This is a genomic window from Methylobacterium sp. 285MFTsu5.1 (assembly GCF_000383455.1).
GTDB lineage: Bacteria > Pseudomonadota > Alphaproteobacteria > Rhizobiales > Beijerinckiaceae > Methylobacterium.
Genome location: NZ_KB911280.1, coordinates 173,086 through 192,442, shown reverse-complemented (window position 1 = coordinate 192,442; position 19,357 = coordinate 173,086). Strand labels below are relative to the sequence as shown.

The 19,357-nt window shown below is 71.3% G+C and carries 19 protein-coding genes; 5 read left to right on the top strand and 14 right to left on the bottom strand.

What is annotated here, in order from left to right; translation table 11 throughout:
• The 11 genes from dxs to H288_RS0117765 form a co-directional block, all read right to left on the bottom strand.
• On the bottom strand, positions 1–1,925 hold a 1,925-nt coding region (gene dxs / locus H288_RS0117815; RefSeq protein ID WP_043712776.1), incomplete at its 3' end, for a 1-deoxy-D-xylulose-5-phosphate synthase.
• A 43-nt stretch (positions 1,926–1,968) separates the two neighbouring features.
• Positions 1,969–2,229 carry an exodeoxyribonuclease VII small subunit gene (locus tag H288_RS0117810; RefSeq protein ID WP_012320922.1) on the bottom strand — a complete coding sequence of 87 codons (261 nt, stop codon included), beginning with the start codon at positions 2,227–2,229 and terminating at the stop codon, positions 1,969–1,971.
• Positions 2,230–2,368: 139 nt separating this feature from the next.
• Complete coding sequence (locus tag H288_RS0117805) at positions 2,369–2,881, bottom strand: protein-tyrosine phosphatase family protein (protein ID WP_020093937.1); 513 nt, start codon at positions 2,879–2,881, stop codon at positions 2,369–2,371.
• A gap of 50 nt (positions 2,882–2,931) precedes the next feature.
• Positions 2,932–3,492, bottom strand: a complete 561-nt coding sequence (locus H288_RS0117800) for a hydrolase (RefSeq protein WP_020093936.1) — start codon at positions 3,490–3,492, stop codon at positions 2,932–2,934.
• A gap of 26 nt (positions 3,493–3,518) precedes the next feature.
• Positions 3,519–4,133 (bottom strand): DNA-3-methyladenine glycosylase I, encoded by a 615-nt coding sequence (locus H288_RS0117795; RefSeq protein WP_020093935.1) that lies wholly within the window; start codon positions 4,131–4,133, stop codon positions 3,519–3,521.
• A 142-nt stretch (positions 4,134–4,275) separates the two neighbouring features.
• Complete coding sequence (locus H288_RS0117790) at positions 4,276–5,127, bottom strand: folate-binding protein YgfZ (RefSeq protein ID WP_020093934.1); 852 nt, start codon at positions 5,125–5,127, stop codon at positions 4,276–4,278.
• A gap of 101 nt (positions 5,128–5,228) precedes the next feature.
• Entirely contained in the window at positions 5,229–5,483 is a 255-nt protein-coding gene (locus H288_RS0117785; protein ID WP_012320917.1) for a hypothetical protein, read from the bottom strand.
• A gap of 159 nt (positions 5,484–5,642) precedes the next feature.
• Positions 5,643–6,101: a TIGR02301 family protein gene (locus H288_RS0117780; protein WP_020093933.1), complete on the bottom strand. Its 459-nt coding sequence runs from the start codon at positions 6,099–6,101 to the stop codon at positions 5,643–5,645.
• Positions 6,098–6,634: an NUDIX hydrolase gene (locus tag H288_RS0117775; protein ID WP_020093932.1), complete on the bottom strand. Its 537-nt coding sequence runs from the start codon at positions 6,632–6,634 to the stop codon at positions 6,098–6,100. The genes H288_RS0117780 and H288_RS0117775 overlap by 4 nt, the downstream gene beginning before the upstream one ends.
• Positions 6,631–7,830, bottom strand: coding sequence for a hypothetical protein (locus tag H288_RS0117770; RefSeq protein WP_020093931.1), 1,200 nt, complete (start codon positions 7,828–7,830; stop codon positions 6,631–6,633). The genes H288_RS0117775 and H288_RS0117770 overlap by 4 nt, the downstream gene beginning before the upstream one ends.
• A complete protein-coding gene (locus H288_RS0117765) occupies positions 7,827–8,549 on the bottom strand; it encodes an SDR family oxidoreductase (RefSeq protein ID WP_041372745.1) in 723 nt (240 codons plus the stop codon). Before H288_RS0117765 ends, H288_RS0117770 begins: the two co-directional genes overlap by 4 nt.
• Before the next feature lie 174 nt (positions 8,550–8,723).
• Between H288_RS0117765 and H288_RS0117760 the strand changes: the two genes are divergently transcribed.
• The 4 genes from H288_RS0117760 (at position 8,724) to thiL (ending at position 11,565) form a co-directional block, all read left to right on the top strand.
• The gene (locus H288_RS0117760) at positions 8,724–9,311 is read left to right on the top strand and encodes a hypothetical protein (protein WP_020093930.1); all 588 of its coding nucleotides are present in this window, start codon (positions 8,724–8,726) and stop codon (positions 9,309–9,311) included.
• Positions 9,312–9,454: 143 nt separating this feature from the next.
• Positions 9,455–9,949, top strand: coding sequence for a 6,7-dimethyl-8-ribityllumazine synthase (ribH, locus tag H288_RS0117755; RefSeq protein ID WP_020093929.1), 495 nt, complete (start codon positions 9,455–9,457; stop codon positions 9,947–9,949).
• 11 nt (positions 9,950–9,960) lie between these two features.
• Positions 9,961–10,566 (top strand): transcription antitermination factor NusB, encoded by a 606-nt coding sequence (nusB, locus tag H288_RS32470; protein ID WP_020093928.1) that lies wholly within the window; start codon positions 9,961–9,963, stop codon positions 10,564–10,566.
• A 3-nt stretch (positions 10,567–10,569) separates the two neighbouring features.
• The gene (gene thiL / locus H288_RS0117745) at positions 10,570–11,565 is read left to right on the top strand and encodes a thiamine-phosphate kinase (RefSeq protein ID WP_020093927.1); all 996 of its coding nucleotides are present in this window, start codon (positions 10,570–10,572) and stop codon (positions 11,563–11,565) included.
• Here thiL and H288_RS0117740 read toward each other — a convergent pair.
• Positions 11,485–11,856, bottom strand: coding sequence for a hypothetical protein (locus tag H288_RS0117740; protein ID WP_026605043.1), 372 nt, complete (start codon positions 11,854–11,856; stop codon positions 11,485–11,487). The two genes, thiL and H288_RS0117740, sit on opposite strands and share 81 nt — an antisense overlap.
• A gap of 448 nt (positions 11,857–12,304) precedes the next feature.
• On the opposite strand from H288_RS0117740, the gene H288_RS0117735 reads away from it, so the two are divergent.
• Positions 12,305–14,449, top strand: a complete 2,145-nt coding sequence (locus H288_RS0117735) for a sodium-translocating pyrophosphatase (RefSeq protein ID WP_020093925.1) — start codon at positions 12,305–12,307, stop codon at positions 14,447–14,449.
• Between the two features lie 145 nt (positions 14,450–14,594).
• On the opposite strand, the gene H288_RS34005 is transcribed toward H288_RS0117735, so the two are convergent.
• Both H288_RS34005 and H288_RS32465 read right to left on the bottom strand, forming a co-directional pair.
• A complete protein-coding gene (locus H288_RS34005; protein ID WP_020093924.1) occupies positions 14,595–15,287 on the bottom strand; it encodes a DNA-binding protein in 693 nt (230 codons plus the stop codon).
• A 356-nt stretch (positions 15,288–15,643) separates the two neighbouring features.
• The gene (locus tag H288_RS32465; RefSeq protein WP_020093923.1) at positions 15,644–18,991 is read right to left on the bottom strand and encodes a DEAD/DEAH box helicase family protein; all 3,348 of its coding nucleotides are present in this window, start codon (positions 18,989–18,991) and stop codon (positions 15,644–15,646) included.
• Positions 18,992–19,357: the final 366 nt, after the last annotated feature.

Below are 19,357 nucleotides of genomic sequence, written 5' to 3'. Positions count from 1 at the left end.
GTGTCGAGGGCGGTCCTGACGATGGTCGTGGCGTCGAGGCCCGCCTCGGCGTACATCTTCTCCGGGCTGTCGTGGTCCTGGTAGGCGTCCGGCAGCGTCATCGTCCGCACCCGCACCCCGCCCGCGTCCAGAGCGCCCCGCTCCGCCAGCAGGTGCAGCACCATCGCGCCGAACCCGCCCCGCGAGCCCTCCTCGATCGTGATCAGAACCTCGTGGTCGCGCGCGAGCTCCAGGATCAGCGCCTCGTCCAGCGGCTTGGCGAACCGCGCGTCCGCCACCGTCACCGCCACGCCCTGCTCGGCCAGCGTGTCGGCCGCCTTCAAGGCCTCCGACAGGCGCGTGCCGAGCGACAGCAGCGCCACCCGCGCCTCCGCGTCGCGCCGCACCACCCGGCCCTTGCCGATCGCCAGCGCCTCGCCCCGCTCCGGAAGCTCGACGCCCACACCCTCGCCGCGCGGGTAGCGCAGCGCGATCGGGCCCGTGTCGTGCGCGTGGGCGGTCGCCACCATGTGCACCAGCTCGGCCTCGTCGGAGGCCGCCATCACGGTCATGTTCGGCAGGCAGCACAGGTAGGCCAGGTCGAACGCGCCCGCGTGCGTCGCCCCGTCGGCGCCGACCAGCCCCGCCCGGTCCAGGCAGAACCGCACGGGCAGGTTCTGCAGCGCCACGTCGTGCACCACCTGGTCGTAGGCCCGCTGCAGGAACGTCGAGTAGATCGCCACGAACGGCCGGTAGCCCTCGGTCGCCAGACCGCCCGCGAACGTCACCGCGTGCTGCTCGGCGATGCCGACGTCGAAGGTCTTGTCCGGGTGCGCCTTGCCGAACAGGTCGATGCCGGTGCCCCCCGGCATCGCGGCGGTGATCGCCACGACCTTGTCGTCGGCGTCGGCCGCCTTGATCAGGCTCTCGCCGAACACCCGCGTGTAGGCCGGCGCGTTCGGCTTGGCCTTGGCCTGCACGCCTGAGACCACGTCGAACTTGACCACGCCGTGGTAGCGGTCGGCCGAGGCCTCGGCCGGGGCGTAGCCCTTGCCCTTCTGGGTGACGACGTGGAGCAGGATCGGGCCGTGCTCGGCGTCGCGGACGTTCTTGAGCACCGGCAGCAGGTGGTCGAGGTTGTGCCCGTCGACCGGGCCGACGTAGTGGAAGCCCATCTCCTCGAACATGGTGCCGCCGCCGACCACGAGCGAGCGGGCGTATTCCTCGGCCGCGGCGGCGCGCTGGTAGAGCGCCTTGGGCAGGAGCTTGCCGAGCTGCTTGGCGGTCTCGCGCAGGGACTGGTAGGCGCCGCCCGAGGCGAGGCGGGCGAGGTAGGCCGACATGGCGCCGACGGGGGGCGCGATCGACATGTCGTTGTCGTTGAGGATGACGATCAGGCGCGAGTGCAGGGCGCCGGCGTTGTTGAGGGCCTCGTAGGCCATGCCGGCCGACATCGAGCCGTCGCCGATGACCGCGATGGCGTTGCGGCGCTTGAGCGGGCGGTTCTTCGACTTGGCGGCGGCGTTGTCGAGGTCGCGGGCGACCGCCATGCCCAGCGCGGCCGAGATCGAGGTCGAGGAGTGGGCGGCGCCGAAGGGGTCGTAGACGCTCTCGCTCCGCTTGGTGAAGCCCGACAGGCCGCCGCCCTGGCGCAGCGTCCGGATGCGGTCGCGGCGCTCGGTGAGGATCTTGTGGGGGTAGCACTGGTGTCCGACGTCCCAGACGATGCGGTCGTCGGGGGTGTCGAACACGTGGTGCAGCGCCACGGTCAGCTCGACCACGCCGAGCCCCGAGCCAAGATGGCCGCCGGTGATCGAGACCGCGTCGATCATCTCGGCGCGCACCGCGTCGGCCACCGCCTGCAGCTCCGACTCCGGAAGACGCCGCAGCGCCGAAGGAGACGGAACGCGGTCGAGAAGTGCACTCTGCTCGGGGGTAATCGCCACGGCATCAACCTCTAACGGATGGGATCGGTTCGACCGCCGAGCCTCAGGACATGTCGAGCGGGGCGACGCCCTCGGGCCGCCCGTCGGAGCCCAGCGTGATCCGCTGGATCCGCGCCTCGGCCCGCTTCAGCAGCGCCTCGCAATGCTTCTTCAGCACCTCGCCGCGCTCGTAGATCGCCACCGACTCGTCGAGCGGCACGTCGCCGCGCTCGAGCCGGCGGACGATTTCCTCGAGCTGTTCCAGCGCCTTCTCGAAGGGCAGGTCGCCGGCGGCGGGGGCCACCTCGGGTCTGCTCGCACTCATCCCAGATACTTCCTTTGGGGGTGTTTGTACGGCGCGATCCCCGGTCGCCACAACCCTGGGGGCCAGTCCGCCGGCCGGGTCCGCACCGTTTTGGACGGCCGCGGCGGCGTTTGCGCCACACTTCGCACCGGCGTTCGGTTCACGCCAGCGCGAGGGTGAACGGCGTGCCCTCGAAGGCGTCGGCGCCGCGCCCGATGCGGGCGATCGCCGCGACCATGCGGCCGTCGCGGTCGAGCATCCGGTCGGCGATCGCCACGAACAGGGCGTTGGGCGTCGCCGAGGGCGAGGCGGACCGCAGGGCGTCGGCGATCGCCGCCTCGTCGCGCTCGGGCGCCAGCGCGCAGGCCGCGATGTAGGCGGCGGCCGTCGAGCGGCTGATCCCGGCGTAGCAGTGGATCACCAGCGGCTTCTCCCGCGGCCAGGTCCGGACGAAGTCGAGAAGCCGGGCCACGTGTTCTTCAGCCGGCAAAACGTGCCCGTCCCGGGCCGCCGCGATGTCGCTGACCCAGATGATGGCGTGGTTCGCGGCGTCGATCACGGCGGGCCGCTCCAGCGGCGTGCCGACATTGATCAGCGTGAGCACGTGGCTCGCGCCCGTGGCGGCGACGGTCTCGGGCAGGCGTGAGAGCGGACAGACGTGGAGGGTCGGCATGGTGGGGCGCCAGTGACCTGCGATCGTGACGGATCGAGGGCGAAGATCCGTCAGGGCCGGGACAGGGCGGTGAAGCGCGCGAGGAATCGCGCCTCGGCCTCGGCGGTCGGCCACGGCCCGGCCAGGGCCGACACCGACTCGGGCAGGTCGACCGAGGGGCCGAAATAGCGCTCGGCCTCCTCCGGCGCGAAGCCGGCCAGGCGCACCGCCTCGGCGTGGGCGGCGATCCGGTCGGCCCGCTTCACGAGCTGGGCGAGGGCGGGCGAGGGGGCGGCCAGCTCGAAGCGGCGGCGCACCGCCGCGAGCAGGCGCAGCTCGACGCCGCGATAGGCGTCGCCGATGGCGGCCTTGAGCGGCGAGATGATGTCCCCGACCACGTATTCCGGCGCGTCGTGCAGGAGCAGCTCGAGCCCGTCCCGGTCAGTGCAGCCGGGGGCGAGGTGGCGGCCCACCGCCTCGACCAGCAGGCTGTGCTGGGCCACCGAGAAGACGTGCGGCCCGCGGGTCTGGCCGTTCCAGCGCGCGACCCGGGCGAGGCCGTGGGCGATGTCGGCGATCTCGATGTCCCCGGGCGCCGGGTCGAGGAGGTCGAGGCGGCGGCCAGAGAGCATGCGCTGCCACGCGCGCGGCGGCGTGCTCACCGGGACCCGCCGAGCGCAGCGCAGGGCCCGTGCCGGTGGCAGCCGACGAGGTGATCGTTGACCATGCCCACCGCCTGCATGAACGCGTGCACGATGGTCGGCCCGCAGAAGGAGAAGCCCTCGGCCTTCAGGGCCTTCCCGATCGCCCGGGAGACCGGCGTCTCGGTGGCGATCTCCGCGCGGGTCCGCGCCGTGCCCTGGACCGGCCGGCCGTCGACGAAGTCCCACAGGAAGTGCGCGAAGCCGGGGCCGCGCTCCTCGATCCGCAGCCACGCCCGGGCGCCCGCGACGGTGCCCTGGATCTTGGCGCGGTTGCGGATGATGCGGGTGTCGGCCATCAGCCGCGCGACGTCCGCCTCGGTGAAGCGGGCGATCCGCTCGGGATCGAAATCCGCGAAGGCGTCGCGGAACCCGTCCCGGCGGCGCAGGATGGTGATCCACGACAGCCCGGCCTGGAAGCCGTCGAGGATCAGCTTCTCGTAGAGAGCGCGGCCGTCATGCTCGGGCACGCCCCACTCGGTGTCGTGATAGGCGACGTAGAGCGGGTCGAGCCCAGCCCACCAGCAGCGTGGGCAGCCGTCGGGATGGTCGATGAGGCCGGTCTCGGACATACGGCGATGGTAACGAGAACAGGAGCGGAACGCCACCGCCGCGGCGGGGACCGCACGGCCACCTCGACGGCCGCCCCGACGGTCCCTTCCGCCGGTGCAAGACGAGCCGCGGTCACGCGGCCCGATCCCGCGCGTCGCGATCCTACCCGGCCGCGCTCGCCGCCGCGTCCGGCATGGCGAAGGTCGCGCAGGCGGGGCGCGCCAGCGTCACGGGCTGGTCGCCCGCGCGCGGGGTCTCGCCGGAGGCGAGCGCGTCGCCCAGTCGGTCGAGGCGGACCGTGGCGAGGCCGCGATTCCCCGCGGCGCTGCCCGTGGTGCCGAGCACCTTGCCGCCCGCGGTGATCTCGGTGCCGGGCGGGGGCGCGGCGTCCGCGTAGGCGGCCGCCAGGATGCGGGTCCGGGCCGTGCCGCGGTGCTGCATCCGCGAGACCACCTCCTGGCCGACGTAGCAGCCCTTGCGGAAGTCGACGCCGCCGAGCTGATCCATCAGCGCCTCGTGCGGGAATGCGTCGCCGAAGGCGAAGTCGCGTCCGCCCTCGGGCACGCCGAGGGCGATCCGGTGCGCGTGGTACTCGGCCTCGGCGGCGTCCGCCGAGAAGGCGCCCGCTTCGGCGTAGAGACGGGCGCCGAGATCGGCCGCGCGGGAATCGGCCAGCGCCTCCGCGGCGGGCGGGGCCGCGCCGGCCCAGGCCGCCGCGACCGCGACGGTCGGGTCGGCCGCGATGGTCGCCTGCGCGCGCAGGCGATAGAGCGTCAGGCGCTTGGCGAGGTCCGCGGCCCTTTCGACCAGCACGTCGAACCGGAAGCCGTCGGGGATCCGCGAGACCAGGAAATCGAAGAGGATCTTGCCCTGCGGCGTGAGCAGGGCGCCGAGGCGCGCCTCGCCGGGCTGGAGCGTCTCGACGTTGCAGGTCAGGACGCCCTGGAGCAGCGTCGTGGCGTCCGGTCCGGTGACGGTGACCAGGGCGCGGTCCGGCAGCAGGGCGACGGGCATGGGCGGCGATTCCTCGGGGCGCGAACGGTCCGGCTGGCCGGACCGCGGACCCGGGACGTAGTCGCTGACCGCCCGCGCCTCAACCGTCCGCGCTCACCTGCTCAATGCTGGAGCGTCGTGGTGAACGCGCCCCCGCGGATGCGCTCCGGGAATCCCTCCGCGTAACGGGCCGTGGCTTCTTCGCCGTACGTCGTCACGAGTTCCTGAAAAGCCGCGAACAGGGCGGCCTGGGCCATGCAGTCACCGTCGAGACCATCGAGGCAGCCTTCCGCGAACGCTTCCGAGACGTAACTCAGCGCGACGCGTTTCTCCTCGACATCGACCTCGATGGGGGCGGTGTGAGAGCTGTGCTGCATGGCCGGATACTTCCATTGCGCCGGACACGGGGCCCGGCGGACGCAATGGATGATAAGCAGGTCCCGGCGGCTCGGCCAGCCGAGAATTTCGGATCGGTTAACGCGAGCGCTCAAATCCGATGTTTCGCCGGCATCGCCGGTATGTGTGCTGTACCTGCATCACCCCCCGAAACGCCCGGCCAGTGCGTGCGACAGCCGGTCGCCCTCCGCGACGTACCGGGCGGCCGCCTCGTGGGCCGCGGGCGTGCAGACCCGGTAGGTCAGCGCGTAGCCGCGATAGCCGCGGTTGTAGGCGCCGGCCAGCCGGTCGCGGCGGGCCGGGGTCACGCCCTCGGAGTCGATCAGCGCCTTCATGCGGGCCGGCCAGTCGGCCGCGTCCGGGGCCGCGCAGAGGTTCCGCAGGAACGCCAGGGCCCCGATGATCTCGGACATGCGCAGCAGGTCGCGGTCGTAGGGCGCGGGCACGTCCGCGGGGGCGGGCGCCTCCTTGGACGGCTCCTTCGCGGCTTCCTTGGCGGGCGCGCCGCTCCGGCCGGAGCGCTGCTGCGCCAGCGCCGGCGCGGAGACCGGGCCTGCCAGGAGCGCTAGCAGGCACAGGAGGGTCGCGGGGCGCCTCACGCCGTCGGCTCCCCGCCCGGCATTCCCGCGCGGTTCGCGTGCCGATCCGCGCTCCCGTCCGTGGTTCCATCCATGCCCTGGGCCGCCACCCGCGCGAAGGCCTCGCGCAGGGTGTCGACCAGGCCGGGGGTGGTCGGAAGGGTCGCGACCTCCGCGAGCGTCGCCCAGCGGGTGCCCAGGGCTTCGGGCCCGGCCACGGGCTCGCCGCCGCACCACAGGGCGGCGTGCGGGTGGACGACGTAGTGGTGGCGGGCCCGGCCGGCCTCGTCCCGGACGATGATCTCCGTGGGCGAGAGCACGCCGACCACCTCGGCGGGCAGGCCGACCTCCTCGGACAGTTCGCGCAGGGCCGCCTCGGCCAGGGACTCGCCCGCCTCCACGAGGCCGCCCGGCAGGGTCCAGACGCCGCGCATCGGCTCGTTGGCCCGCGCCGCCAGCAGGACCCGCTCGCCGCGGATCACCGCGATCGACGCGCCCACGAAGGGCCGGGCCGGGAACAGTCGGCTGTCGGAATCCGGTGCGCCCGCGGTCACGGCTTGCCCTCGTCCGGTGCCACGACGGCCACCCGGCCGTCGGCGAGGCCGACGAGCAGCCGCGCCGCCGCGCCCTCGCCGAGGACGACGATGCCGGTCTCCGCGGGGGCCGGCAGCGGCATGCGCGCCCGCTCGCGCAGGCCGCCCTTGGCCGCCACGAAGGCGATCTCCGGCCGGCCCGCCACCGGCAGGACGAGCTCGGGGCTGCCGCCGGCCGGAACGGTCACGGCGAGATCCGAATCGCCGTCGCCGGCCGCGTAGCCCGCGGCCTCGCCGGCGGGCTCGATCGCGTCGGGACGCAGCGTCCAGAGCTGGAGCCGGCCCTTGGCGCTGACCGTCGCGGCCTGGGTGGCGCCCGATCCGGAGAAATCCGCGATGCCGGCGATCTTGAGGGGTGGGCCCGGCTGGGCGGGCGTGCGGGCGGCGACGGCCCAGGCCGCGCCCGGATCGCCGGCGGGCCGGTCGATCAGCACGAGGCCACCGGCATCCGCGCCGGACAGCGTCGCCGCCAGCAGCGCCGGGCGGTCCCCGAGGCGCAGCAGGCGCGGCCGCAGCGGCGCGAACACGGCCTCGCCCCCCGCCGGCACTGTCACGGTGGCCACGGGGACGGGCTTCGGATCGGTGCTCACCGCCATCGGCTGGCGCTCGCGGATCGTCAGCACCGCGGCGGCCGCGCCGCCGTCGGGGGCGCGGGTGCGCCCGGTGAGATAGGCGCTCAGGGGGCCCGAGAGGGCCCGGCGCGAGCCCGGCAGAGCCCCGCGCGGCGTCTCGGCGGCGGTCAGCCCCTCGACCGCGTCCCGACCGATCGGCCGCACGGTGACGCCGCCCTCCGCGAGGGCGAGCACGGCGCCGCCGTCGTCGCCCCAGACCACGGCGATCGGCGCGCTCTCCTCGTCGCCGGTCTGCTGGCCACCGCCCTGCGCGCCGGCTTTTGCCCCTGCCATGCCGCCGGTGATCGGCAGGAGCCCGGAGGTCGCCACCGAGACCGCGGCCTCGCTGCGCGAGCCGCGCAGCGCCCGCACCTTGAAGGGCAGGTCGAGGATCCGGATTCCGGGCTCGGCCCGCGCCCCCGCGACGGGCGCGAAGCACGCGAGGAGGCCCAGGACGAGCGAGACCCGCCCGCGGCGCGCCGCCGGGTGCCGGCGCGGTAACGCCGCGCGCGCGGAAGCGCCCCAGGAAGCGACCGATCTGGTCAAACGTGCTGGCCGCCGTTGATGTGGAGCTCGGCGCCGTTCACGTAGGAGGAGGCCTCGGTGCACAGGAAGTAGATCGCCTTGGCGACCTCGTCCGGCGTGCCGAGCCGGCGCTGCGGGATCTGCTCGACGAGCTTCTCGGTGCCGGGCGACAGGATCGACGTGTCGATCTCGCCCGGCGAGATCGCGTTCACCCGCACGCCGAGCGGCCCGAAATCGGCGGCCATCTCGCGGGTCAGGCCCGCCAGCGCCGCCTTGGAGGTGCCGTACGCCGCCCCCGCGAAGGGGTGGACGCGCGAGCCGGCGATCGACGTCACGTTGACGACCGAGCCCTTGGCCCGGGCCAGTTCCTCGCGCAGGCCCCGGGCCAGCAGGATCGTGGCGAAGAGGTTGACCTGGAAGACCCGCTGCCACGTGTCGAACTCGGTGGCCAGCGCGCCGAGGCGCTCGCCCTCCGGCCCCTTCGGCGAGATCCCGGCATTGTTGACCAGCGCGTGCAGCACCCCGCCCTCTGCGGCGAGCCGGCCCCGCACCTCCTCGACGGCGCGGACCGTGTCCTGCGCGTCGGCGAGGTCGACCTGCAGGTGGTCCTCGGGGCCCATCTCCCAGGGGCAGTTCTCCGGGAAGGCGTGGCGCGAGCAGGTGATCACGCGCCAGCCCGCGGCCGAGAAGCGCTTGACGGTGGCGTGGCCGATGCCCCGGCTCGCGCCCGTGAGCAGCATGATGCGCCGGCGTTCGTTGACGGGGAGGGCCAAAGCCGTAAGCCTCGCTGGCGTTCAGGGATCGCCGCCCGGTCGGGCGCGGTGCGTGCCGGTGAGCCCCAATGGTCTAGGCGCACGGGCACCGGAAATCCAGAGCGGGCCGCGCGTCGGCGCCGGAGCACGGAGGGGAAACGCATGGCCAGCGGGCAGACCAGCGCGGAGCGCATGCCGGAGATCCCGGCCGGCGGCCTGTCCCCGGCGCAGGAAGAGGCGGCGGCCGCGTTCCGGGCCGAGCGCGGCGTCCCGGTCTTCGGGCCGTTCGTGCCGCTCCTGCGCAGCCCCGAGCTGATGCTGTGCGCGAGCCGGATGGGCCAGTACCTGCGCTACGGCAGCGTCCTGCCGCTGCGGATCAGCGAGTTCGCGATCCTGGTGGTCGCGCGGGAATGGAGCCAGCCGGTCGAGTGGGCGATCCACCACCCGATCGCCCTCGAGGCCGGGGTCGCCCCCGAGACCGCGCGGGCGCTGGCCGCGGGGCGCCGCCCCGACACGATGAGCGCCGACGAGGCCCTCGCCTACGCGTTCTCGACCGAGCTGATGCGCAACCGCGCGGTGAGCGACGCGACCTACGCGGCCCTGGTCGCGCGCTTCGGCGAGCAGGGGGCGATCGATCTGACCGGCATCAACGGCTACTACGCGCTGCTCGCCATGACGATGAACGTCGCCCGCACGGCCCTGCCGGAGGGCGGCCCCGCGGCCCCGCCGCTGCCGCCGCTGGTCGGGTAGGGCGCGCCGCCGCGGCCGCGGCGCGGGCCGGGGTCGATCCCGCGCGGCTTGTGGCGCCGGCCGCTTCGGTCTAACCGTCCTCCCCCGTGCGGGTGCCCGACGTGCCGCCCGCCCGTTCCCGAAAACCCGGCCGGACGAGAGCCATGGTCGCCCATACCCGCGCCGATTCGGCGCCCAAGCCCACCGACCCGGCGCTCGCCGGCGCCCGGATCCTCGTGGTCGAGGCGCGCTACTACGACGCGATCGCCGACGAACTCCTGGCCGGCGCCCTGGCGGCGATCGCGGCCGCCGACGCGCAGGCCACCGTGGTCACCGTGCCGGGGGCCCTGGAGATCCCCGCCGCCGTGGCGATCCTGCTCGACACGGGCGCCTACGACGCCGTGGTGGCGCTCGGCTGCGTGATCCGCGGCGAGACCGGCCACTACGACATCGTCGCCGGCGAGAGCGCCCGGGCGCTCATGGACCTGTCGGTGCAGCGCCGCGTGCCGCTGGGCAACGGCATCCTCACGGTCGAGACCGAGGCGCAGGCGCTCGCCCGCGCCCGGGTCGCCGAGATGAACAAGGGCGGCGGCGCCGCCGAGGCGGCGCTCGGCGTGCTCGCCCTGAAGCGTGCGGCCGAAGGCGCGCGCCCGCGATGACGGATACACCCATGACCGGGACCCCCGAGACCCAGCCGGAGACCGGCGCGGAGAATGGCACCGTCACCGCCGGCGCCCCCGCCAAGATCAGCCTGCGCAGCGGCGCCCGCCTCGCGGTGGTGCAGGCGCTCTACGAGATGGACGTCTCCGGCAAGGGCGTGCTCGACGCCCTCGCCGAGTTCGAGGCCTTCTGGATCGGCCAGGAGGTCGACGGGATCGCCCATCCCCCGGCCGAGACCGCGTTCTTCCGCGACCTGCTGCGCGGCACGGTCGAGGAGCAGCGCGCCATCGACCCCAAGCTCGACCAGGCCCTCGCGCAGGGCTGGCCGCTGCGGCGCATCGAGATCGTGCTCCGGGCGATCCTGCGGGCGGGCGCCTACGAGCTGATGTTCCGCCGCGACGTGCCGGCGGCCGCGGCGATCTCGGAATACGTCGACGTCGCCCACAGCTTCTACACGGCCGACGAGCCGGGCCTCGTCAACGCCGTCCTCGACCGGGTCGCCCGGGAGGTCCGGCCGGGCGAGGTCGGGGCCCCGAAGGCCTCCGGCAAGCCGGGCTCGTCCAAGCCGCTCCCCGGCAAAGCTGCGGCTGGGAAACCGTCGGCCGGGAAGGCCTGAGTCTTGGTCGGGCCGGCCCGCGCCTCCGAGGAGGGGCTGATCGCCCGCTACTTCGCCCCGCTCGCGGGGCCGGGCGCCGACGGGCTCCGGGACGACGCCGCCGCGCTGACACCGGCGCCGGGCCACGACCTCGTCCTCACCGCCGACGCCGTGGTGGCGGGCGTCCACTACTTCGCGGAGGATCCGCCGGCCTCGATCGCCCGCAAGGCGCTCGGCGTGAACCTCTCCGACATCGCCGCCAAGGGCGCGGTCCCGCGCGGCTTCCTGCTGACCCTGGCGCTGCCCGACGATTGGACGGAGACCTGGCTCGCCGGATTCGCGCAGGGGCTCGGCGCGGCGGCCGAGGCGGCCGGCTGCCCGCTGCTGGGCGGCGACACGGTGCGCTCCGGCGGCCCCGCGCTGATCTCGGTGAGCGTGTTCGGCGAGCTGCCGACCGGCGCCATCGTGCGGCGCGCCACCGCGCGGGTCGGCGACCGGATCTGCGTCACCGGCACGATCGGCGACGCCGCCCTCGGCCTGCGGATGCGCCTGGAGGGCGACGCCCCCTGGGCGGCCGGCCTCGATCCGGCGCTGCGGGCCGAACTCGCCGACCGCTACCTGCACCCGCGCCCGCGGCTCGCCGCCGCGCCGGCCATCCGCCGCCACGCCTCGGCGGCCATGGACGTGTCCGACGGCCTCGCGGGCGATCTCGCCAAGATGCTGGGCGCGGGCCGCACCGCCCGGGTGGCGACGGCGGACGTGCCGCTCTCGGAGGCGGCCCGGTGCGCCTGCGCGGCGGACCCCGCCCTGATCGAGGCGGTCCTGACCGGCGGCGACGATTACGAGATCCTCTGCACCGTCGCGCCGGAGCGCCTGGCGGATTTCCGGGCTGAGGCCGCGGCGGCCGGGATCGCCGTCGCCGCCATCGGCACCGTCACCTCAGGCGACGGCCCGCCGCGCTTCGAAATGCGCGATGGCGCCGAGCGCGTGTTCGCGGCCGGAGCCTTCAGCCACTTCTGACGCCCAGATCGCGTCCGGTCCCGAGATCATCGGGCCGGCGGAATCCCCGGCCGGGTGGCCGATCTGGCGCCGGACCTCGCCGATCATCGCGGCGGCGACCACCGGGATCCAGCGGCCGGCCGGGTCCCCGCCCGCGCCCGGCGCCCGGGACAGGGCGCGCTGCAGCACGCAGAGCAGGTCGTCCTGGATCGTGACCGGCTGCGCCGCGACCCGCTCTGCGATCAGGAAGCCGACCGCGCCGCTCAACACCTCGATGGTCGCCGCCAACCTGGCGGCCTGGTCGCTGCTCATGGCGAGTCCCTCGTCCGAATACAACCAAAAATAGAATATCGGTTGGTTAAGGCGACGTTAACGGCCGCTCGAGCCGCTCGCGTTCGTGATGTTCCGGTTCGGGGGACGGGCATCTCCGCTCGCGGGAGCCGCGCTCGGCCCCCTATCCCGCACGGAAGAGGGGGCTCGCGCCCATGGAACCGTGTGCAGCGGCCGGCGGGAAACCAGATCTGCAACATAATGCAGCATTGCGGGTTCGAGGGCTTTTTAGCCCCCGGGTCGTGAGGCCCGATTACCGGCGTCGCCCGCCGACGCGGCGTTTGCGCTCCCCGGCGAAGTTTGGCAATCAAGGCATTGTTCTGGGAAGGAAAGCCCCGAATCCGAGCGCCGCGTCCCATGGCCGTCGTCCGGCGGCCAAGCTCGACAATCACAAGCCAACGCCAGGCACGATAATAACAAGGACGGTCGAATGATTCCCTTGATCCTGATCATCGCGGGCGGGCTCTGCGCCGTCGCCTACGGCATCGTCACGATCCTCGACGTGATGCGGCGCGACGCCGGCACGCAGCGCATGCAGGAGATCGCCGCCGCCATCGCCGAGGGCGCGCAGGCCTATCTCCGGCGGCAATACACGACGATCGGCCTCGTCGGCGTCGTCCTGTTCGTCCTTCTCGCCGTCTTCCTCGGGATCAAGGTCGCGGTCGGCTTCCTGATCGGCGCCGTTCTGTCGGGCGCGGCCGGCTTCATCGGCATGAACGTCTCGGTCCGGGCCAACGTCCGCACGGCCCAGGCCGCCTCGACCTCGCTGGGCGGCGGCCTCGACGTCGCCTTCAAGTCGGGGGCGGTGACCGGCATGCTGGTGGCGGGCCTCGCGCTGCTGGGCGTGGCCCTCTACTACCTGTTCCTCACCCGCGCCGCCCATCTCGAGCCGTCGAGCCGCGAGGTGATCGACGCCCTCGTGGCGCTCGGCTTCGGCGCCTCGCTGATCTCGATCTTCGCCCGCCTCGGCGGCGGCATCTTCACCAAGGGCGCCGATGTCGGCGGCGACCTCGTCGGCAAGGTCGAGGCCGGCATCCCGGAGGACGATCCGCGCAACCCCGCCACCATCGCCGACAATGTCGGCGACAATGTCGGCGACTGCGCCGGCATGGCGGCCGACCTGTTCGAGACCTACGCGGTCACGGTCGTCGCCACGATGGTGCTGGCCGCGATCTTCTTCTCCGGCGCGGGCGGGAGCAACCGCGACGTCCTCGAGCCGATGATGCTGTACCCGCTCGCCATCGGGTCGGCCTGCATCCTCACCTCCATCGCCGGCACCTACGCGGTGCGGCTCGGCGCGAACCAGTCGATCATGGGGGCGCTCTACAAGGGGCTGATCGCCGCCGGCGTGCTCTCCATCGCGGCGATCGCGGCGGTCAACATGACCCTGCTAGGCGGCTTCTCGACGAGCTTCACCACCTCGACCGGCCTGACCTTCACGTCGGCCGCGCTGTTCGGCTGCGCGGTGATCGGGCTCGCCATCACGGCGCTGATCGTCGTGATCACCGAGTACTACACGGGCACCAACTTCCGCCCGGTGAAGTCGATCGCCGACGCGTCGGTGACCGGCCACGGCACCAACGTGATCCAGGGGCTGGCGATCTCGCTCGAATCGACCGCGCTGCCGGCCATCGTGATCGTGGCAGGCATCATCAGCACCTACGCGCTCGCCGGCCTGTTCGGCATCGCCATCGCGGTCACCGCCATGCTGGCGCTCGCGGGCTTCATCGTGGCGCTGGACGCCTTCGGGCCGGTCACCGACAATGCCGGCGGCATCGCCGAGATGGCGGGCCTGCCCTCGGAGGTGCGCAAGTCGACCGACGCCCTCGACGCGGTCGGCAACACCACCAAGGCGGTGACGAAGGGCTACGCGATCGGCTCGGCGGGTCTCGGCGCGCTGGTGCTGTTTGCCGCCTACACGTCGGACCTGAACTACTTCATCGCCCATGCGAGCCCGACGCAGTACCGCTTCTTCCAGGGCGTCAGCGTCGATTTCTCGCTCTCCAACCCCTACGTCGTGGTCGGGCTGCTGCTCGGCGGCCTGATCCCGTTCCTGTTCGCCGGCATCGCCATGACGGCGGTCGGGCGCGCGGCGGGCGCGGTGGTCGAGGAGGTCCGGCGCCAGTTCCGGGCCAAGCCCGGCATCATGCAGGGCACGGACCGGCCGGATTACGGGCGGGCGGTGGACATGCTCACCCGCGCGGCGATCAAGGAGATGATCATCCCGTCGCTGCTGCCGGTCCTGTCGCCGATAGTGCTGTTCTTCGTGATCCAGTTCATCGCCGGGAAGAGCCAGGCCTTCGCCACCGTGGGCGCGAGCCTGCTCGGCGTGATCCTCACCGGCCTCTACGTGGCGATCTCGATGACCTCGGGCGGCGGTGCCTGGGACAACGCCAAGAAGTACATCGAGGACGGCCACCACGGCGGCAAGGGCTCCGACGCCCACAAGGCGGCGGTGACCGGTGACACGGTCGGCGACCCCTACAAGGACACCGCCGGTCCGGCGGTGAACCCGGCGATCAAGATCACCAACATCATCGCCCTGCTGCTGCTCGCCGTGCTGGCGCACAGCTGAGTGATAGCGGAACCTGTGTTGCGATTTCCAACACCAAAGTTCCGCATCGTGGCAACCTAGAGTAAAGGAGGGCTGCCAGCGTTTTGGCGGCCCTTTTCTTTTACTGGGTACGGTGAGGCTGCCTCACTCCGCTGGGTTGGGGTCATCAGTCGCCCTTGCGTGCGTAACGGCCCTCCTTTTGGACCTCGAAATACCGGTTCCAAAAGACGCGGACGTCCATCTTCTTCTTCAGCGTGGCGGGGGTGAGGGGCTCCTTGTGCAGGGCTGCGCCGCGGATCGTCACGTCCCTCAATTCGGGTAGGATCTCGGACGGTGTCAGAGGTCCCCGCTCCGCAAGGATGTCGGCGATCTCCCGCATCACGCGGTCCCAAAACTCCTCGGCGCGGAACCGGTCGAGCTGGTTTTCCACCTTGGCGAGGCGGGCCTGGACGCGCGCGGCCTCGACCTCGGCGGCCTCGGCACGGGCGATGAGCGCGGCGTTCTCGGTCTGGAGCGTCTCCACCATCCCGACCAGATGCTCGTTGTCCTGCTTGTCGTCCGCTGCGAGGTTCGCGGCGGCCTCGCGCTCGTGGACGAATGCTTGGGCCGCCTCGCGCTTGGCCTGTTTCCAGAGGTTCATGGCCATGACCTGGCCGGCCTCCTTCATGGCCTTGGACATGTCGGTGGGTTCGAGCTTGGGATTGTAGCCGCGTTTCTTCCGCCAGGCGCGGAGGTGCTTGCAGATCTCGCGGGGAGAGCCGCCGGTGGGTATGGCCTCGCGTACCTTGCGCAGGCTCGGCCGCTCGCCCTTCGCGAGCATGGCATCGGCGACGAAGAAGACGGTGATCTCGGATGGCATGGGCAATTCCCCAGGATGCCCGAGCATGCCTGCACGAGGTTAAGCGGACGCTCAGCCACAGTGCCCTGGACGCGAATTTGCCGGTCCACCGGAGGGTATCGGGTATCGCTACCCGGTACCCACTCCGCGAGAAATCGTGAACTTGACCCCTGGTCGGCGGTACCCGGCCCCTTCAACGGACACCGCTTCTTAGTTTGGGAACAACTCGATCACCGGCTCGCCGTCAGGCTGGATGTATCCGGCGGGGGGCGGAGCCGCACAGGTGCCTTGGGCACGCTTGTCAGGCTCATTTCTAAGCGCCGAGGTCCACCGGGCCACTCCCGAAATGGACGTTTGTGTTTGCTATCGCAGACAGCTTATTCGTTGGCCCAGAACTCGAACCCAATCCGATAGGTCGACATGAGGTAGCCGCTCACCGCTCCCAGGATCGGAAGGTGGCTCGGATCGGCTTTCGACCTCCGGTATCCGGGCTGGACGACCACGACCTTGAAGCGGGTGGCGAAGTCGCGCCGGTTCGTGAGCCAGTCATCGACCAGCGTCCGGTTGCCCACCTCGAAGCGGCTGTCTCCGCCGCTTGCGCGGCGGTTTTCCTCTTGGCGCCGCATCTGATGCAGGAACCTGCTGCGAGGGTCGGCCCAGCGGACCGACTTCATTGCCTGGCCGCAGACCGGGTAGAGGTCGTCGACCCGGGCGCCTGCCGCTGGCTTCATGGAATACTTGCAGTGGTACAGCTCGACGTCGAGCGTCCGGCCCTGACGCCTTATCGCGACAACGTCGGCGACCTCGCCCGACCCGTCCCCGTCGAAGATCAGGTCGTATTCCACTGGGCTCGCCTTGAGGCGCTCAATCACGGCGTACTGGATGCTCTCGGGGTCTCGTTCCGGGCCCTGAGACTCCTTCTTGAGGTTCACTGTCCCCCAATCGTGTCCCTTCATCAGTTCCAGGTCGAAGTACGGGACGTCGTCCCCAGGGGACTCGGTCAGGTCCGCTCCCATGAGCGCAGCCCCGTCCGTGAACCTGATGGTCAGCGGATCCTCGCGGAACAGGTCGGTGACCGACCTCTCCTTCTCGCCGCGGCGGACCCGGACCGGCTTGCCGACCTGTCCGAAGACAGCCGTCCCCTCGCGTATGTCCGCGGTGAACCGGGCCTCGTGCCCCTCCGTCGCAATCCGGAAGGCAATCGGTCCGGTCGGCTCATGGGCGGTCAGCTCGATGTCGCAGTCCGCAAGCGGGACGGCATGGCCGTCGAACAATAGCTCGACCCGCTCCTCGTCACCCTGAAGGACGCTTTCCGGCCACTCCACCGAGATCGGTATCTTGCCCTCCGGGCGAACCTGTTGCCGCTTCGGCCTCAGGACGTTCCGAAGCACCATCTCGGTGGTGATGTTCTCGTCGACGATCTTGGGCCCGACCTGCCGGCACCAGTCCACCCATTCGCCGGGATGGACGGTGGCGTCCTGCGACCAGACCTTCCCCTTCGTCGAGCAGCCGACACTTCGCTTGGCGGGTTCGAGGAGGTCGTCATCCTCGTCGGGAAACATGGGCTCGTCCACGAAGCCGGTGCCGAAGAGGTTGGTCTTCACCCTCGTCCGGTTGTCCGTCATCCTCTCAAGCTGTTCCGTGATGTCGATGCCGGCGGAGAGCTGGAAACGAACGGGCTTCGCGTCCGTCTCCTTCACCCCGAGGTTCGTGAGCATGATCCGCCGGAAACCATGCAGGACCCGGAAGATGTCCTCGCCGCCGAGGGGGATCACGTCGTCACCCGCCAGGATCTTGGCAATCTGAAGCTGGATGCCATCGACGGTCGAGCTGTGGACGTAAAGAAGGCCCCTGTCGTCGTCCCAGTGGGCCATGACGAGGTTGTAGACGACGTTCGCGGGGTTGATGACCCGCGCCCATCGCAGCTTGTCCTCGTGCCGCGTCACCATCATCACGAGCGACAGCTCGGGCTGGACCACGGGATCCTCGACGACGAGGACCCTCCCGCGCTCCAGCTTGGTCAGGGCGTGGGGCTGCCACCTGTCGCACTTCGTCCTGAAGACGTACGTGCTCAGCCTCGGCGCAATCGCCTCCTCGGGAATGTGGTCGAACCTGTTGTCCAGGCCGACGTAGAACGCCTCCCGTCGCCTCTGGCGCTCCGTCTTGATGGCACTGCGGAGCTGCAGAAGGTGGTTCCAGTCGGCATCCTCGCGGTAGAGGGAGTTGAGCCACTCCCTGGGATCCTTCAGGGAGACGGCGGCTATCACGGTCGCCTCGCCAAGGCCCTTCTGGCTTCGCGTGAACCTACCGATGAACTGGAGGGTGATCGTCTCGCTCGCCTGCCGGTCGTGGAGGCCGGCGATCTTCAGGAGGGGCAGGTCGAAGCCCTCGCCGAGCATGTCGACGCAGACGATGATCCTGATCTTCTTGTCCCGCAGCTCGTCGATGATCGACGCGCGCTCCTTCGGGCGCATCTTGCTGTGCACGAGGGCCGCCGGATAGTCGGGAAGGTGCTTCCTGTAGAGGTCTAGGAGGGCCTCGGCCCGCGCGATGGTGTCCGTGCGGGCCATGGCGAGATGCAGGAAGCCGTTCTCCTCGTCCCGTTCCAACGCCTTGCCGAGTTGCTTGACGATGGCGAGGTCGGCTCGATCCTGCCGGGTCTCGAACACCGGCTCGTAGTTCACCTTCGTGAACAGCCTGTCCTCCTGTGCGCGCCGGAGGGGGTAGGCGAAGATGAATTTGCCGTCGACCCGGCGATTGTCGTTCCGGTACGGGGTGGCCGTGAACTGGAGGATGCTGCGCTTCTTCTGGGTGAAGCGTCCCTTCAGGGCCTTCCAGGTGTCCGCCCCGATGTGGTGAGCCTCGTCGACGAACAGGTGGGTGACGAGCTCGGCGACCCTGGCCTGTATCTCGGCGCCCATCCGCGTCATGGACGCCATGGTCGTGACGACCACCTGGGCCCGGAGGAACAGGTCCTCGGCCTCGGCGATGCTCGCCGGGGCCTTCTTCATCACGGCGACCATCGGGTAGGCGGCGTCTTCGCTCAGACAGCCGGTCAGCTTGAGCACGCCGAAGCTCGCGAACTTCCCCGCGACCTGCGTTCGCAGGGCATCGGTCGGGACCACCACGAGCAGCCGCTCGATGGGCTCCGAGACGAGCACCGCCAGCATGGTCTCCGTCTTCCCGCTGCCGGTCGGCATGACCAGCGTCGCAGGCTCGTTCGAGACGATCCAGTGCGCCTTCACTGCGTGGATTGCGCCGATCTGGGGCGGCCTGAAGCCGGGCGAGACCAGCTCGTCCTCTTCGTACTTCTCCGGCACGAGCCGCAACGCGTCGCTCCACGTCGCCCGGATGCCACGGTGGATGTCTGCGCATGCCGCCGCGGTGACTTTTGCGGGAGCTTGCGGCCGGGAGCCGTGCCACCTCGCCCCGTCGCGCTTCAGAGCGCCCTCGATATCACCGTAGGCGGCGATCCCGCCGACGACGATTGCTCTGGCGCAGTCCTTGGGTTTCTGCAGCGACCGTGGGAGCAGGGCGATCTTCTCGCCATTCCCGGGGTCGCCGACGTAGATGCGTCGCTCTCGTACCCGCCGCTCGATGAAGCGTATCGAACGGTCCGTGGTGGGGACGGCCAGCTGTGAGACCAGGTTGCCGGCGACCCGGCCGCGCCAGTTGTACTCCGCGGGAAGGCGCGCCGTGACTTCGTGCGCGAACAGGTCGAGCATCCGATACCGCCTCCTAGGCGGCTAGGGATCCAAGGTACTTCGAGCGGCCGAATCCCGCACGACGATCCCGGGGGTCAGCATGGAGGCTGAGGCCAGCTCGCTCAAGGGGTTAGTACGTTCCGTACACGATCCGTTCGGCCCTCTGCCGTTCTGACAGCTTGATTGCAGGCAGCTCCCTCCACGGATGTCATTAGGCGGTGGACGGGAGGGTACCGGTCTTCATCACAGATTGCCTTGAGCCTTCGCCCAGGCGATCACAATTCGATCTCAAGGAAGTCTTCAACAATGAAACGCATGGCGCCGCACCCGTCCGATTAATCCCGGAGTGCCCCGCCGTGTGCCGAGCCTCCGCGCATGGAGGCTCCC

What these genes read in the sequence shown, in the direction of transcription:
- H288_RS0117810 (WP_012320922.1), bottom strand. Translation starts at nt 2,229, where the DNA reads ATGAGTGCGAGCAGACCCGAGGTGGCCCCCGCCGCCGGCGACCTGCCC.
- H288_RS0117805 (WP_020093937.1), bottom strand. Translation starts at nt 2,881, where the DNA reads ATGCCGACCCTCCACGTCTGTCCGCTCTCACGCCTGCCCGAGACCGTC.
- H288_RS0117800 (WP_020093936.1), bottom strand. Translation starts at nt 3,492, where the DNA reads ATGCTCTCTGGCCGCCGCCTCGACCTCCTCGACCCGGCGCCCGGGGAC.
- H288_RS0117795 (WP_020093935.1), bottom strand. Translation starts at nt 4,133, where the DNA reads ATGTCCGAGACCGGCCTCATCGACCATCCCGACGGCTGCCCACGCTGC.
- H288_RS0117790 (WP_020093934.1), bottom strand. Translation starts at nt 5,127, where the DNA reads ATGCCCGTCGCCCTGCTGCCGGACCGCGCCCTGGTCACCGTCACCGGA.
- H288_RS0117785 (WP_012320917.1), bottom strand. Translation starts at nt 5,483, where the DNA reads ATGCAGCACAGCTCTCACACCGCCCCCATCGAGGTCGATGTCGAGGAG.
- H288_RS0117765 (WP_041372745.1), bottom strand. Translation starts at nt 8,549, where the DNA reads ATGCTGCTCACGGGCGCGAGCCGGGGCATCGGCCACGCCACCGTCAAG.
- H288_RS0117760 (WP_020093930.1), top strand. Translation starts at nt 8,724, where the DNA reads ATGGCCAGCGGGCAGACCAGCGCGGAGCGCATGCCGGAGATCCCGGCC.
- ribH (WP_020093929.1), top strand. Translation starts at nt 9,455, where the DNA reads ATGGTCGCCCATACCCGCGCCGATTCGGCGCCCAAGCCCACCGACCCG.
- nusB (WP_020093928.1), top strand. Translation starts at nt 9,961, where the DNA reads ATGACCGGGACCCCCGAGACCCAGCCGGAGACCGGCGCGGAGAATGGC.
- H288_RS0117740 (WP_026605043.1), bottom strand. Translation starts at nt 11,856, where the DNA reads ATGAGCAGCGACCAGGCCGCCAGGTTGGCGGCGACCATCGAGGTGTTG.
- H288_RS0117735 (WP_020093925.1), top strand. Translation starts at nt 12,305, where the DNA reads ATGATTCCCTTGATCCTGATCATCGCGGGCGGGCTCTGCGCCGTCGCC.
- H288_RS34005 (WP_020093924.1), bottom strand. Translation starts at nt 15,287, where the DNA reads ATGCCATCCGAGATCACCGTCTTCTTCGTCGCCGATGCCATGCTCGCG.
- H288_RS32465 (WP_020093923.1), bottom strand. Translation starts at nt 18,991, where the DNA reads ATGCTCGACCTGTTCGCGCACGAAGTCACGGCGCGCCTTCCCGCGGAG.